Below are 13,495 nucleotides of genomic sequence, written 5' to 3' on the forward strand. Positions count from 1 at the left end.
ACTCCTTATATGCTGTAGTTTGGTGCTTCTTTAGTGACTTGTACATTATGCGGGTGACTTTCGATCAGACCTGCACCTGTAATTTTAATGAATTGCGCTTCTTCTCTTAGTGCTTTAAGGTCTGCACTTCCAGTATACCCCATACCTGAACGAAGACCGCCGATAAGCTGGTAAACTGTTTCTGATACTGGTCCTTTGTACTCCGTGCGTCCTTCAATACCTTCCGGAACAAATTTCTTCGCTTCAGTGTCTTCCTGGAAGTAACGGTCTTTAGAACCCTGCTCCATTGCACCGAGTGAGCCCATACCGCGGTATGTTTTGTAGCGGCGCCCCTGGAACATTTCAGTGTCTCCCGGAGATTCCGCAGTACCTGCTAACAGACTGCCGAGCATTACAGCATGTCCGCCTGCAGCCAAGGCTTTCACGATATCTCCTGACAGCTTAATACCGCCGTCTGCAATAATCGATTTGCCGTGTTTGCGTGCTTCTGTCGCTGCATCGTACACCGCTGTAACCTGCGGTACGCCGACACCTGTAACGACGCGTGTCGTACAGATTGAGCCGGGACCGATACCAACTTTGACAACATCTACGCCCGCTTCGATCAGCGCACGTGTACCTTCAGCTGTAGCGACGTTTCCTGCGATTAAAGTCGTTTCCGGGAACTTGCTGCGGATATCTTTAATTGCCTCCAGCACACCTTGCGAGTGACCGTGTGCAGTATCGATAACAAGTGCATCTGCGCCGCCTGCAATTAATTCTTCTGCACGTTTTTCTGTTTCTTTTGCAATACCGATTGCCGCTGCAACAAGAAGTCTTCCCTGATCGTCTTTTGCAGCATTCGGGAATTCGATAACTTTTTCTATATCTTTAATCGTAATTAACCCTTTAAGTACATAATTGTCATCCACTAAAGGTAATTTTTCGATGCGGTGCTGCTGTAAAATGCGACCTGCATCTTCCAGTTTCGTACCGACAGGCGCAGTTACCAGATTATCTTTGGTCATAACCTCGTCGATTGTCATCGAAAAGTTTTCGATAAAGCGCATATCTCTGTTCGTAATAATACCAATCAGTTTTTTCTCCTGTGGATTATTAACAATAGGCACACCCGAAATTCTGTATTTGCTCATCAGATGTTCGGCCGCGAATACCTGCTCTTCTTTCGTCAGGAAGAACGGATCTTTAATTACACCGTTTTCGGAACGCTTAACTTTTTCTACTTCATCGCGCTGACGTTCGATAGACATGTTCTTATGAATAACTCCAAGACCGCCCTGACGCGCAATTGCGATCGCCATTTGAGATTCAGTCACCGTATCCATTCCCGCACTGATTAAAGGAATGTTTAACTTCAGATTCGGTGCCAATTCGACACTTAAATCAACCTCTTTAGGTAATACTGCTGAATGAGCCGGTAGAAGTAATACGTCATCAAATGTAAGTCCTTCTTTTTTAAACTTATCTTCCCACATAAAAAACTGCCTCCTGGTTATAATAATTTGTCGTATGCTGCATCTGGTATAAAATATTAATTTCCCTATTATAACAAAATACGAACTGTCAAACAATAAAGTTAACTTAATAAATATGTCTTATTATAAAACACTATCATGAGATATGAAAGACGCTCTTAATGTTCGGAATTTTATGAATTTAATAACAGAGCAAAAGTTTGAGAAATTATCTCCGGGGAATAGATGATTAACATACTATTTATTTAGAGGTGGACGTAATGCAATACATTGAAAAGTATAATTCACTGGATGAGATTTTAGAAAGAATTGACCTTTTGAAACAGGAAGAAAACTACTATGAAGAAGACTTTAATATTTTAGGACTGGCAGACCTTGAACCGGACTGGACCGATTACATGGGCTGCACGTACAATCCTCATTCAAACAGTCTGTCTTTTAAAGATTTTTTCACACAAAATGTAAAAGCGGAAGATTTTCTCTATGCTTCGGGACTCAATGCTGACTTAGTGGAAACATATCTGAAGATAATCCAGGATGGACAGTTTCTGCTGGCTTTCGACGATAAATCACTAAACCGCGAAATGAACCGCAACAGTACTGAGGCGGACGTAGAAAAAGGACCCGGAGATAATCTCTGATTATCTCCGGATTTTTTTATAATATAAATTTAATCTGCTGCTCGCGAGGTATACAAATATCCATTATCATCTCCTGCGATAAGTATATATTTCTTTTATACCGTTCATACTTCAGCATCATTTCACGGTAATGACTTAAGGTTAACGGCAGTGCTTCTTTAAAAACAGGCACACGGTGCTTATTAGTTCTGATGAGAAATATGTAATAAGCTAAATGGGCGGATAAGGACGTTTCAAAGCCACAGAATTTCGTGTAGTATTCAAGTGCCGCATCATGTGCCTCTGCAGCTGGAAGTCTAGACATCGACAGAGAAATATGGTCGAACATTTCCATTAAGAATATGACTTCAACCGAAACCTCAGCAGGCACAGGCTCCCCTGTCACTCCGATGAAATCCAGCACCTCATTATAATTCATTTCAATTCCCTGCCTGATGATATCGAGACAGTATTCACAGTAATCGATATAATCCTTATCAGCACTTCTTTGCTGCATACTGTCTAATAAACTGATCAGCTGAATTTTTCCTGCCGTACTGATAAAGTCCAGACTGTCAGGAGGCATCACGCTGCCCATTTAAAATACCATAATAAAGCAGTCATCTTTATTATGCTGAAGAAATTCTTCAGCATCAGCTGCCGTATTTGAAAAAAATAAAAGTGCGATGAGTCCGAGTGACATTAGTGTCTTTTTAAAAATACTCTTCATTACCTTACCCTCTTTATATTTTTTTCTCTGTTTTCGTCTGTATGTATCAGAGTAGCTTAATTATACTAAATTAAATTGTCAGAATACTATATAAATATACAGCTGTTCCCATATATGGTAAATTGTTTGGATTCTCTATACAATTCAGTCGTTATCCAGGCCATTTTTAGCTTTCATTTCGATTTCTTCAATTTTATCGAGCAGAAAAGTCGATTCATTCTTTTTAAGCAGGCACCTGGCTCTTGAAGCATAGGATAAGATTTTATCGTATTCTTTGGTCTGACAATATCCCCACATGACGTTAGTGTACAATTTGACGCCGGTTCTGTAATGTATTTTATCGACGTTATTGCTGTATATCTGACCGGCCTTCACGTAATATTCCTGTCCACTTCTTTTAGAACAGTAGAGCATATTCCCTTTCGCCATGTACAAATCCGCTTTTAAATATTCCAGAGAATTTTTATTTTCAATCAAAGTAAGTGCCTTGTCGAGACACTTAAGTGCATCTTCATATTTTTCTTCCTGCTTAAATAAAATCGCTTTATGCCAGTCGTAATAGATAGACAGTTTCTTATTGCTCCGCCATTCCTGAACCGTTAATTTGTTCAGCACTCCCTCAATTAAATGCAGAGCAGAGTGATCTCTAATCCTATCAAGCTCTTTCACTATTTTCATATCCACAGCAGGTGTCAATTTAATGGTTATATCTTCAATGGTTAAGTCCAGTGCCGTCATTATTTTTACAACGTAGATAAAGCCGACATTCTCCCCTTTTTCGAGCCGGCTAATCGTTGAACTTGGCACTCTAGTTTTTAGTGCTAAAGACTTTTGAGACATACCGTATTCTATACGGCGCGATATAATTGCTGAATTGTTTATTTGCATAAATTTCCCCCTTATTTACAAATATAGTTAATTTGAAATATATGTCAATAATGAATATCAATAAAAGTTTTGCATAATTCAATTAGGGTATAAAGAAAATAAAAGAACGTGATGGAGGATTGAGTATGACAACAGTTGAAATATATTCAAATACCAATGAACTCAGCGATAAAATCTACAATCTCCGTGCAGAAGGTGTGAAGGATAATAATATGACGGTCGTTGCCAAAAATCGTTTTGACGCAGCATTTCTAAGATACACACGTGTTCCGTTTAAAAAAGCAGACGGTACGATGTGGGATAAGGTTGCTGCGAAGTTTTTAGATGAAAACTCGAAAGAGCGCGTTGCAGAACAATTGAATTTGACAGGAGAAGACCATACGAAGTTCAGAAACGCTGTCGACAATGGAGAAATATTACTGCTCGTACGTACAGAAGAAGAGAAAGCGAAGCAGGAAGAAGCAGCGGCTGGCGACATCGAAACTCAGAGCGAAGCGATGAAAGCTTACGGGCTGCAGTCAGAACAGCCGCTTCAAATTGAAAAAATACCGGAAGAAACGAAAGACAAAGCGAAGAAAAAACATGACAGTTATACAGATGCTGCACAGATTATTCATGAAGACGGCAGCAGACGCACCGTAGAACTGGAAGGCAAATCATTTACGATCGTTAACCTGAAGGAAGAGCTGACGGAAACAGAAGACAGCAAATAAGAAGATCAACAGCGTAATCTCCTATAAATTTTATAGGAGATTTTTTAAGGAGGAATGAGAATGAACGATCAGTACGATGAAGAAATTTTCTTTAATATGTATAAAGAAATACGCTATTCTCCTTTAAGCTATAATGAAATTGTTGAGTTTCCGGAAATTAAACGCCATATGCCGGCTCTTCACAATAAACACGTTCTTGATATCGGCTCCGGTTTTGGCCATCTATTAAAATACATACAAAGGTTCGAACCGAAGACTATGACAGGTCTTGATGCTTCAGAAAAAATGACAGCCCATTGCCGGAAAGATAATGATTTGAAGGACGTTACCTTTATACAGGGAGATATTTTATCGGCAGTATTCAACCGCAAATATGATGTCGTTGTTTCTTCACTAGTTTTTCATTATATTGAGGATTTTGATGCTCTCGCTAAAAAACTGTACAGCCTTCTTAACGATAACGGTCATCTGCTGTTTACGATTGAACACCCGATTCAGACCGCCACTGAAGAAGACCTTGTCATGAAAGATAAGCATGGGATATACGCGCGTGTTGACCATTATTTTAAGGAAAGCCTTCGGGATTCCGAATGGCGTAACGGGATTGTTATTAAAAAATATCATCATAAAATAGATACAATTTTAAACAGTCTTATCCAGAACGGTTTAACAATAGAGGCAGTTAAAGATCTCGGAGATTCACCTGAAGTCTTTGACAATTATTCAGAAGAAAGAGTGCAGAAACTCCAGACTTTTCCGCCGTTTTTATTAGTAAAATGCCGCAAAGTAAAATAAGCGACTAAAGAAAATGAGGTAAACAGTATTAATAGCATTAAAGATTTAATTGCGGAAAGCTTTGAACTGACAGCATAGCCCGGTATAAAAGAAAAACTCCTGATATCAGAGATATCAGGAGTTCAGTAATTTCTTACTGCTCTTCTTTAACGTATGGTAATAATGCCATGTGACGTGCACGTTTGATAGCACCAGTTAACTGACGCTGATACTTCGCTGAAGTACCTGTTACACGTCTAGGAAGAATTTTCCCACGTTCAGAAATGAACTTTTTAAGAAGTTCTACTTCTTTGTAGTCGATGTGCGTAATGCCGTTTGCTGTGAAATAACAAACTTTTTTACGACGACGACCGCCTCTTCTTGGACCTGCCATAGTAAGCCCTCCTCTACAGATTATTGTATTCGACTGTGTGGATCGAATTTGATAATCCATAACTTAGTTATTTACTAAACGTGTGTTTTATAATGTGTGTATGTGCACGATATATATTACAACTTTTGTGGTAAAAAGTCAATTATTTTTTTGTGCATCCTTCCGGTTTTTGAGATACATTCCAACGAATAATAATGTTGCAAACACTAATAAGACAATGCTTGAAATGATAATATAATTTTCACTCTGCGGTCCGCCGTCAGCAAATATCTGTGCGATAATTTCCGGTGCTGCCAGGCCGAATGCAAGAAACGCGTAGAACCACTGCCTCATAATTAAAGAACCGATGACCAGAACTGCAAGCAGGATAAATCCTATTGTAATGTTAAAGCTGCTTGATGGGTCGAAGAAAGTCACGAGCGGATAATTTCTTACAAGCAATAGAGATCCGACTAAAAGTCCCATATACAAGAAACTGAAAACAAAGATTAATATAGTGCCTTTCAGTTCAATTTTCTCTGACTTAAAGCTGGCAAAGTTAACCAGTACATATTTAAAACCGTAATAAATAAGTAAGGGACCCAGTATAATTATAGCTGCATAATAAAGAATATTACTTAAAGTCCAATCAAAATCACCACTGATTAAACTAGGGACTGTCAATATGCCGGCAAGATACACGATAAACAAAGTAATATACCGTTTTATATTATTCACAACAGGCATCTCTCCAGAAATATTTTTAATATACTCTTTAACTGATCCGCCTGTTACATCTTTGACTGATTTTCCGTCCTGTTCCGCCTGAATCAAGTGGTCTTCCAACTCCGCTTCCATATCATCAATCGCTTCATCCTGTTTACCATGTGCCATCATTTCTAATCTAAACTCTGTTAAAAATTTTTCTGCTTCTTTACTTAACATACTACTCACCTCTTACCAGACTATTCATGCCTGAGTTTAGTTTTTCCCATTTATCCTTAAATATTTTCAATTCTTCTCTTCCTGTTTCACTGATGGAATAATATTTTCTTTTAGGTCCGCCGGTATCCGACTTGACCATCCGTGTGCTCACATAACCTTTTTTACTCAGCCTGAGCAGCACTGGATAAATACTCCCTTCACTGATATCCGGAAAATTATGGTCTTCCAGCTTTTTCGTAATTTCATAACCGTACGTCTCACCCTGGGAAATTAACCCCAGTATCGCACCGTCCAACAGGCCTTTCATTATCTGATCGCTGACCGACATCACTGACCTCCTAATCTAACTATGTTATATTAAAAGATAGTTAGTTATTTAAAAAGACAGCCGTTTGTTTGACTATCATGTAATAAAAGATACTATATTCTGGTTGCTGCGTCAACTATCTTATATAAAAAGATAGTTGTTTTTTTATCTTTGGATTCCTCCGAGGAAGTCATAAAGGGATTCGACATAACACGGAACCCGTCACTAAATCCATGAAGGGATCCAAATCCTTAAAACAAGAAAAACCCGGCTCCACCGAGCCGGGTTTCCCACTTTCAATATTCAATCTGTTGATTTCGTCCTCACAAACAGCAGCATTATAAATGAAATCACAATTATTGTAATGACCCAGAGCCAGGCGAGCTGCATATTGCCTGACTGAAGCGCCACGTATATAGCAGTCGGCAATGTCTGTGTGCGTCCGGGTATGTTTCCTGCAATCATTAAAGTCGCTCCGAATTCTCCGAGTGCACGGGCAAAGCTCAGTATAGCACCGGTCATCAGCGGCACGGATGCCAGCGGCAGTGTAATTTTCATGAACACCTGAAAATTTCCAGCCCCGTCGACTCTCGCTGCATCTTCTATATTTTTATCGATACTTAAAAATCCGGTTTTCGCAGCCTGATACATCAGTGGAAATGATACTACTGTACTTGCAAGCACTGCGGCATACCAGGTAAAAATAATCGACTGACTGAAGATCCATTCAACAATATTACCCGCGATGCTGTTATTCCCGAAAATCACAATAAGAATAAAACCGACCACCGTCGGCGGCAGCACAATCGGCAGCATAATAATTGTTTCTAAAATGATTTTTCCTTTAAATTTTTTCCGCGTCATAATATGCGCGATTAATGTTCCGAAGACAAATGATAGTATCAGGGCAATGAACGCAACCCGCAGTGACAAAAGGACCGGTGTCAGAAATTCTTCTGCTGTGATGCCGTAGTTACTCACGGGTAAAACCATAATCTTCAAATATTGTTAAAGCTTCTTCCGACTGCAGAAATTCGTAAAATATTTCTGCCGCTTCAGCTTTTTCTGACTCAGTAATTAAGCCTGCAGGATAAACTATCGGTTCATGCCATTCTTTCCGAGCCGTATCAACAATCTCAACTTTGTCGCTCGTCAGGGCATCTGTTCTGTACACCAGTCCCGCATCAACTTCACCGCGCTCTACGTAAGTTAACACCGCACGAACGTCTTCTGCATATACGAGTAAAGGTTCAATATCTTCTTTAATCCCAAGAGAATTAAATGTCTGCATACTGTATTTTCCTGCCGGTACTGACTCCGGTGTGCCGACAGCAATTTGATCGGCTTTTGTAATATCATTAAAGGACTTTACATTACCGCTGTTTGCCGGCGCAACCAGCACAAGACTATTCCTCAGCAGATTGACCGAGTTCTCTTCAGCGATACTGCCGTTATCAATCAACATATTAAAATCACTTTCTGATGCAGAAAAGAACAGGTCTGCAGGCGCTCCTTGTGAAATTTGCTGCTGCAGAGCGCCTGAGCCGCCAAAGTTAAAATCTGCTTTAATTTCAGGGTGCGATTCATGAAAGACATCTGCTGCTTCCTCGAGTGCATCTGTCAGGCTTGCTGCTGCTGAAATCATTAATGTAACAGACTCCTCCTCGCCGTCTGTTTCGTCACTGCCGCACGCCGACAAAATGATGAGTACTGATAATGAACAAAAAAACACAGCCAGTCTCATTTTATTAAAGTGATTCATGTCGATTGTCCTCTCAAAACCTGTATTTAAATCAATATTAGACTTTTAGTTTATAAAAGTAAACGCATTAAAAAAACAGGCCCTTTATCACTAAAGGGCCTGTTTAAATATTATATATTAAACGATATATCCGTAATTCGTAAAGATTTCCAGAGCTTCTGACGATTGTAAATAATCGTAGAAGGCACGGGCAGCACTGCCGTCTTCAACGCTGTCGGACAAGCCTAGTCCGTAAACAAACGGTTCCAGAATTGAACGCGGCGCACGTGAAATTATACGCAGACCATCATCGTCTGAAATATCTGTTCTGAGGAGGAATCCTGCATCTGTATCGCCTTGTGCTATGTTTTTAACAGCAGTTTCTGCATCTGCTGCTGTTTCGATGCTGTCGGCGTTCAGATTTTTTTCCTCTTCCTGATTAAGGAGTTCTTCAGCATAGGTACCGGATAAAGAATGCTCCGGATCGACAATTGTCAATGAGACATCATCATTATTAAAAATATCGTTGTATCGGTTGATATCTTCATTATCAGTTCCTGTAACAAGTACAAGTTCATTGATGAGCAGATATTTAGTTGCAAGCTGATTTAAAATACCCGCTTCGACGAGCGATTCGTACCCTGCATCATCACTTGAGAAATAAATATCCATATCCTGGTCATTGCCTTCTATTAAATCTTCAGTCAGTTTTTCTGTATGACCATATTGAACGTCAACTTTAATACCTTCGTTATTTTCTTCAAAGAGGGCGATCAGTTCATCCATTACATCTTCGAGGCTCTGCTCGGCAGTAATATGTACAACTTCATCCTCTTCAGCGACCGGCTCTTCTCCGACAGATTGATCTGCCTCTTCTATTGCATCTTCAGCTTCTTCCTCTGTACTCTTTTCGGTTTCCTGGGTTTCGTCAGTTTCCGACTCATTATCAGAAGATTCGTCATTATTACTACAAGCTGCTAAAATCACGCACAGCGATAGTAAAAGTGCCCATCCGAGGACATTTTTTCTAATCATTGCGATTTCGCTCCTACATAAAAAATTGTATATATTTTATTATAAACACTATGAGCTCAAAACTACACCAATATATAATTATAAAGACGATAAAAGTTGCTTATGTATTATGATTTTCTCCAAAATTAAAATAAAAACCTGAGATACAGTATCTCAGGTTTTTCACACATTTCACACACATTAATAAAACACACGATAACAAAGTCTGGATTGTTATATTTTATTTAGAATGGTAGATCATCATCGCTGATGTCTACTGGACCTTTAGAGTTTGCAAATGGATTTTCTTCTGCGTTATCCTGACGCTGCTGGCTGCGTCCTGTTGACTGATTGCCAGTCGACTGGTTGCCGCCGTACGCGTTTTGATAAGAGTCAGCAGAGTTATAATCATTATTGCCTTGAGATTGATTACCGCTGCCTTTAGGCTCTAAGAACTGAACACTTTCACACACAACTTCAGTTACATATACTCTTTGCCCGTCTTTATTCTCGTAGTTACGAGTTTGAATTCTGCCGTCGATACCAACTAAACTGCCTTTTTTAACATACTGATTAACATTCTCTGCCTGTTTGCGGAAAACGACACAGTTGATAAAGTCAGCGCCTCTCTCACCATTCGCACCGGTAAAAGGACGGTTTACAGCTAAGTTGAAAGTAGCGACAGCAACATTGTTTTGACTGACTCTAAGTTCAGGGTCTCTTGTTAAGCGACCAACTAAAACTACACGGTTTAGCATGTAATCAACTCCACTCAATATTTAACTTATTTTTTATCTTCAGCTTGTTCGTCACGAACAACGATATGACGGATAATGTCATTGTTGATCTTCGCTAAGCGGTCAAACTCATCAGCAGCGGCACTGTCACCGTTATACTTAATGATTTGGTAGTATCCATCTTTGAAATCTTCGATTTCGTAAGCCAGACGGCGTTTACCCCACTCTTTAGATTCGACGATTTCCGCGCCATTGTTAGTAAGAACCTCATCAAAACGTTTAACTAACGTTGCTTTAGCTTCTTCTTCAATATCCGGGCGGATTACATATAAAATTTCATATGATCTCATCTTCTGCACCTCCTTATGGTCTTTGCGGCCGAAAACACACATTTTCAGCAAGGAATAATTTTCATTACTCACAATCAGAAATTATAGCAATAAAATAAGTTTTTTACAATAGATACGCTGTAATTGTCTTTAAATTTTTGCGGTGTTTGTGATTTTTTTGCGGGGGTTTTTGTTGGGATTGGTATGACAGGGGTTCATATGTATCCGGAGCTCACGGGATTGGCATGACAGGGGTTCATATGTATCCGGAGCTCACGGGATTGGCATGACAGGGGTTCATATGTATCCGGAGCTCACGGGATTGGTATGACACGAGCTCATGTGTATCCCAGACTCACGGGGTTGCCATGACACAAACTCATGTGTATCCGGAGCTCATGGGGTTGGCATGATACAAACTCATATGTATCCGGAGCTCACAGGGTTGCCATGACAAAAACTCATGTGTATCCGGGGCTCACAGGGTTGCCATGACAAAAACTCATGTGTATCCGGAACTCACAGGATTGCCATGACAAAAACTCATATGTATCCGGAGCCCACAAAAAAAACTGCGGAATCCTAAAATAGACTGCGCAGCACTTATTATATTAAACGTTAAATCTGAAGTGAACGACGTCGCCGTCTTTCATAATGTAATCTTTACCTTCAAGGCGGACTTTACCTGCTTCTTTCGCTTTTGCTTCGTTACCCGCTTCTACTAAGTCTTCGTAACCAACAGTCTCAGCACGGATAAATCCTTTTTGGAAATCGGTATGAATGATTCCGGCACATTCCGGAGCCGTCATGCCTTTTTTAAATGTCCAGGCTCTGACTTCCTGCACTCCTGCAGTGAAGTATGTTGCCAAACCAAGGAGATCGTAAGAAGCTCTGACGAGTTTATCAAGTCCTGATTCCTCGAGGCCGAGTTCTTCTAAGAACATTTCTTTTTCATCGTCATCAAGAGCTGCGATTTCTTCTTCCACTTTTGCTGAAATCACAATAACTTCCGAACCTTCTTCTTCAGCATATTTTTTAATTGCTGATAAATGTTCGTTGTCTTCAAGTGATGATAAATCATCTTCAGAAACGTTCGCCACATACAGTGTCGGTTTTTGAGTCAGCAGGTGGAAATGCTTCACTGATTTAATTTCTTCATCGGAAAAATCAAGTGCGCGGACAGGTGTTCCTTCTTCCAGTCCTTCTTTAATTTTCGTCAGAATTTTTGCTTCAGCCATCGCATCTTTATCTTTCTGCTTCGCCATTTTTTCCACCTTCGGCAGACGTTTATCAACACTTTCAAGATCGGCAAAGATCAATTCCATGTTAATGACTTCAATATCATCCAGCGGATTGACTTTACCTGAGACGTGAGTCACATTATCATCATCGAAAGCGCGGACGACCTGACAAATTGCATCGACTTCGCGAATGTTGGCTAAGAACTTGTTTCCAAGGCCTTCACCTTTTGACGCTCCCTTTACAATTCCGGCAATATCCGTAAATTCAAATGCTGTCGGGACTGTTTTTTTAGGCTCGACAATTTGTGTTAAAACATTCAGACGCTCATCCGGCACTTCAACGATACCGACGTTCGGGTCAATTGTTGCGAACGGGTAGTTGGCAGCAAGTGCGCCCGCTTTCGTTATTGCATTAAAGAGTGTTGATTTACCGACGTTCGGCAATCCGACAATTCCTGCAGTTAAAGACATAATAGTTGCTCCTTTAGTTTATAATTACTTTTTTAAGTCGTTTATCAAAATCTCTGCGCGGCATCATAATCGTCCGTTCGCAATTCGTACATCTGATTTTTATGTCCGCACCCATCCGCACAATCTGGAAACTGTTTGTGCCGCAGGGATGCGGTTTTTTCATCTCTACAATATTATTTAAATCGTATTTTTTCTCCATAATTACTTACTCCCCGGCATCATTTTGATCGAAATCGTTAATGTCCATAGTAGGTACAGATACAAATACTCCTTGTGACTCGAGATACTGTTTCAGGCGTCTGCGCATGCGTCTCGTCGCACCGAAATGCTCCATCGGCTGGGTGGTCAGCATAACTCGGATTGTAGCCTCACCCTGCTGAATATCCTGCACGCCTAATATTGCCGGCTGCTCGACGAGCACTTCCTCTTCGCGCCAATGGCTTTCGAAATATTGATTCATCGTCTCTTCGACCTTATCCAGATCTTCCTGAATAGAAAAGTTCATGTCGAGATATGAGATTGAATTGTAGCGTGAAAAGTTAATGACTTCGTTAATCGTGCCGTTCGGAATCATATACAATTCGCCTTCGTAGCCTTGAATACGGGATGAGCGCAATCCTAATGATAACACTTCGCCTTCGGCAACAGTAGTACCTGAAGTATTTACCCTGACGAAATCACCTTTATCGAACTGGTTTTCCAAAATGATAAAGAACCCGGTAATCATATCTTTCACTAAGCTTTGTGCACCAAAACCGATGGCCAGACCAACGACCCCGGCACCGGCAAGGAGTGTAGCAACCGGAATGCTGAACAGTTCCAGCACCCCTACGATAACGAAGAACCAAATAAAAATGGTGGCCCCGTTCTGCAGCACGTTAATTAAGGTCTGATTGCGCTTATCCGAACCTTTCAGGCGGGATTTTGATTTATATTTAAAGAAATTATCAATCAGCCGGTTCATAACTTTAGTTAAAATATATCCGGCAATTATAAAAATTAATGCAAATAAAATATTCTTGCCAATAGTAGCCCATATCTCAGGATCCTTAAATTTCTCCATAAGTTCCTGTACAAACCCTATCGGGTCTTCAGAATCTGCTGTACTAAGTAAAGTTAAAAAACGCATATATTAAA

At 40.2% G+C, this 13,495-nt stretch carries 18 protein-coding genes; 3 read left to right on the forward strand and 15 right to left on the reverse strand.

The genetic code is table 11. The annotated features are described in order from the left end of the window. Positions 1–5: 5 nt before the first annotated feature. Complete coding sequence (gene guaB, locus IR135_RS05025) at positions 6–1,475, reverse strand: IMP dehydrogenase (protein WP_135097290.1); 1,470 nt, start codon at positions 1,473–1,475, stop codon at positions 6–8. A gap of 260 nt (positions 1,476–1,735) precedes the next feature. Between guaB and IR135_RS05030 the strand changes: the two genes are divergently transcribed. After that, positions 1,736–2,116, forward strand: a complete 381-nt coding sequence (locus IR135_RS05030) for a hypothetical protein (RefSeq protein WP_135097292.1) — start codon at positions 1,736–1,738, stop codon at positions 2,114–2,116. Positions 2,117–2,132: 16 nt separating this feature from the next. On the opposite strand, the gene IR135_RS05035 is transcribed toward IR135_RS05030, so the two are convergent. From IR135_RS05035 to IR135_RS05040, 3 genes are all read right to left on the reverse strand, one after another. Then, positions 2,133–2,681: a YfbU family protein gene (locus tag IR135_RS05035; RefSeq protein WP_194194250.1), complete on the reverse strand. Its 549-nt coding sequence runs from the start codon at positions 2,679–2,681 to the stop codon at positions 2,133–2,135. A gap of 12 nt (positions 2,682–2,693) precedes the next feature. Continuing rightward, a complete protein-coding gene (locus IR135_RS11655) occupies positions 2,694–2,825 on the reverse strand; it encodes a hypothetical protein (protein ID WP_265588368.1) in 132 nt (43 codons plus the stop codon). A gap of 144 nt (positions 2,826–2,969) precedes the next feature. Continuing rightward, positions 2,970–3,713, reverse strand: coding sequence for a helix-turn-helix transcriptional regulator (locus IR135_RS05040; protein ID WP_135097296.1), 744 nt, complete (start codon positions 3,711–3,713; stop codon positions 2,970–2,972). 125 nt (positions 3,714–3,838) lie between these two features. Here IR135_RS05040 and IR135_RS05045 point away from each other — a divergent pair, with 125 nt between their 5' ends. Both IR135_RS05045 and IR135_RS05050 read left to right on the forward strand, forming a co-directional pair. Then, positions 3,839–4,426, forward strand: coding sequence for a general stress protein (locus IR135_RS05045; RefSeq protein ID WP_135097298.1), 588 nt, complete (start codon positions 3,839–3,841; stop codon positions 4,424–4,426). Positions 4,427–4,486: 60 nt separating this feature from the next. Continuing rightward, positions 4,487–5,221, forward strand: a complete 735-nt coding sequence (locus tag IR135_RS05050; RefSeq protein ID WP_135097300.1) for a class I SAM-dependent methyltransferase — start codon at positions 4,487–4,489, stop codon at positions 5,219–5,221. Between the two features lie 133 nt (positions 5,222–5,354). Here the strand turns inward: IR135_RS05050 and rpsR are convergent, their stop codons facing one another. The 11 genes from rpsR to IR135_RS05105 all read right to left on the reverse strand — a co-directional run bounded on the left by rpsR (position 5,355) and on the right by IR135_RS05105 (position 13,487). Further along, complete coding sequence (gene rpsR / locus IR135_RS05055; RefSeq protein ID WP_035810211.1) at positions 5,355–5,594, reverse strand: 30S ribosomal protein S18; 240 nt, start codon at positions 5,592–5,594, stop codon at positions 5,355–5,357. A gap of 138 nt (positions 5,595–5,732) precedes the next feature. Beyond that, a complete protein-coding gene (locus IR135_RS05060) occupies positions 5,733–6,518 on the reverse strand; it encodes a hypothetical protein (protein WP_135097302.1) in 786 nt (261 codons plus the stop codon). Between the two features lies 1 nt (position 6,519). Next, positions 6,520–6,846, reverse strand: coding sequence for a PadR family transcriptional regulator (locus tag IR135_RS05065; protein ID WP_115885582.1), 327 nt, complete (start codon positions 6,844–6,846; stop codon positions 6,520–6,522). Between the two features lie 282 nt (positions 6,847–7,128). Beyond that, entirely contained in the window at positions 7,129–7,818 is a 690-nt protein-coding gene (gene modB / locus IR135_RS05070) for a molybdate ABC transporter permease subunit (protein WP_135097304.1), read from the reverse strand. Then, the gene (gene modA / locus IR135_RS05075) at positions 7,799–8,587 is read right to left on the reverse strand and encodes a molybdate ABC transporter substrate-binding protein (protein WP_228063431.1); all 789 of its coding nucleotides are present in this window, start codon (positions 8,585–8,587) and stop codon (positions 7,799–7,801) included. The genes modB and modA (IR135_RS05075) overlap by 20 nt, the downstream gene beginning before the upstream one ends. Before the next feature lie 117 nt (positions 8,588–8,704). Beyond that, a complete protein-coding gene (gene modA / locus IR135_RS05080; RefSeq protein WP_135097306.1) occupies positions 8,705–9,601 on the reverse strand; it encodes a molybdate ABC transporter substrate-binding protein in 897 nt (298 codons plus the stop codon). A 224-nt stretch (positions 9,602–9,825) separates the two neighbouring features. Further along, positions 9,826–10,338, reverse strand: coding sequence for a single-stranded DNA-binding protein (gene ssb, locus IR135_RS05085; RefSeq protein WP_115885579.1), 513 nt, complete (start codon positions 10,336–10,338; stop codon positions 9,826–9,828). 26 nt (positions 10,339–10,364) lie between these two features. After that, positions 10,365–10,667, reverse strand: a complete 303-nt coding sequence (rpsF, locus tag IR135_RS05090; RefSeq protein WP_115885578.1) for a 30S ribosomal protein S6 — start codon at positions 10,665–10,667, stop codon at positions 10,365–10,367. 590 nt (positions 10,668–11,257) lie between these two features. Next, positions 11,258–12,358 carry a redox-regulated ATPase YchF gene (gene ychF / locus IR135_RS05095; protein WP_115885577.1) on the reverse strand — a complete coding sequence of 367 codons (1,101 nt, stop codon included), beginning with the start codon at positions 12,356–12,358 and terminating at the stop codon, positions 11,258–11,260. A gap of 13 nt (positions 12,359–12,371) precedes the next feature. Further along, entirely contained in the window at positions 12,372–12,557 is a 186-nt protein-coding gene (locus IR135_RS05100; protein WP_115885576.1) for a DUF951 domain-containing protein, read from the reverse strand. Between the two features lie 6 nt (positions 12,558–12,563). After that, on the reverse strand, positions 12,564–13,487 hold the full coding sequence (locus IR135_RS05105; RefSeq protein ID WP_135097308.1) for a mechanosensitive ion channel family protein: 924 nt from the start codon (positions 13,485–13,487) through the stop codon (positions 12,564–12,566). Positions 13,488–13,495: the final 8 nt, after the last annotated feature.

Source organism: Jeotgalicoccus nanhaiensis, assembly GCF_015235105.1.
In the GTDB taxonomy this organism is placed as follows: domain Bacteria; phylum Bacillota; class Bacilli; order Staphylococcales; family Salinicoccaceae; genus Jeotgalicoccus; species Jeotgalicoccus nanhaiensis.

Coding starts and splice junctions, on each gene's coding strand:
- modB (WP_135097304.1), bottom strand. CDS start 7,818: ATGGTTTTACCCGTGAGTAACTACGGCATCACAGCAGAAGAATTTCTG.
- modA (WP_135097306.1), bottom strand. CDS start 9,601: ATGATTAGAAAAAATGTCCTCGGATGGGCACTTTTACTATCGCTGTGC.
- guaB (WP_135097290.1), bottom strand. CDS start 1,475: ATGTGGGAAGATAAGTTTAAAAAAGAAGGACTTACATTTGATGACGTA.
- IR135_RS05060 (WP_135097302.1), bottom strand. CDS start 6,518: ATGTTAAGTAAAGAAGCAGAAAAATTTTTAACAGAGTTTAGATTAGAA.
- modA (WP_228063431.1), bottom strand. CDS start 8,587: ATGAATCACTTTAATAAAATGAGACTGGCTGTGTTTTTTTGTTCATTA.
- IR135_RS05065 (WP_115885582.1), bottom strand. CDS start 6,846: ATGTCGGTCAGCGATCAGATAATGAAAGGCCTGTTGGACGGTGCGATA.
- rpsF (WP_115885578.1), bottom strand. CDS start 10,667: ATGAGATCATATGAAATTTTATATGTAATCCGCCCGGATATTGAAGAA.
- IR135_RS05035 (WP_194194250.1), bottom strand. CDS start 2,681: ATGCCTCCTGACAGTCTGGACTTTATCAGTACGGCAGGAAAAATTCAG.
- IR135_RS11655 (WP_265588368.1), bottom strand. CDS start 2,825: ATGAAGAGTATTTTTAAAAAGACACTAATGTCACTCGGACTCATCGCA.
- IR135_RS05045 (WP_135097298.1), top strand. CDS start 3,839: ATGACAACAGTTGAAATATATTCAAATACCAATGAACTCAGCGATAAA.
- IR135_RS05030 (WP_135097292.1), top strand. CDS start 1,736: ATGCAATACATTGAAAAGTATAATTCACTGGATGAGATTTTAGAAAGA.
- ssb (WP_115885579.1), bottom strand. CDS start 10,338: ATGCTAAACCGTGTAGTTTTAGTTGGTCGCTTAACAAGAGACCCTGAA.
- IR135_RS05105 (WP_135097308.1), bottom strand. CDS start 13,487: ATGCGTTTTTTAACTTTACTTAGTACAGCAGATTCTGAAGACCCGATA.
- IR135_RS05100 (WP_115885576.1), bottom strand. CDS start 12,557: ATGGAGAAAAAATACGATTTAAATAATATTGTAGAGATGAAAAAACCG.
- rpsR (WP_035810211.1), bottom strand. CDS start 5,594: ATGGCAGGTCCAAGAAGAGGCGGTCGTCGTCGTAAAAAAGTTTGTTAT.
- ychF (WP_115885577.1), bottom strand. CDS start 12,358: ATGTCTTTAACTGCAGGAATTGTCGGATTGCCGAACGTCGGTAAATCA.
- IR135_RS05040 (WP_135097296.1), bottom strand. CDS start 3,713: ATGCAAATAAACAATTCAGCAATTATATCGCGCCGTATAGAATACGGT.
- IR135_RS05050 (WP_135097300.1), top strand. CDS start 4,487: ATGAACGATCAGTACGATGAAGAAATTTTCTTTAATATGTATAAAGAA.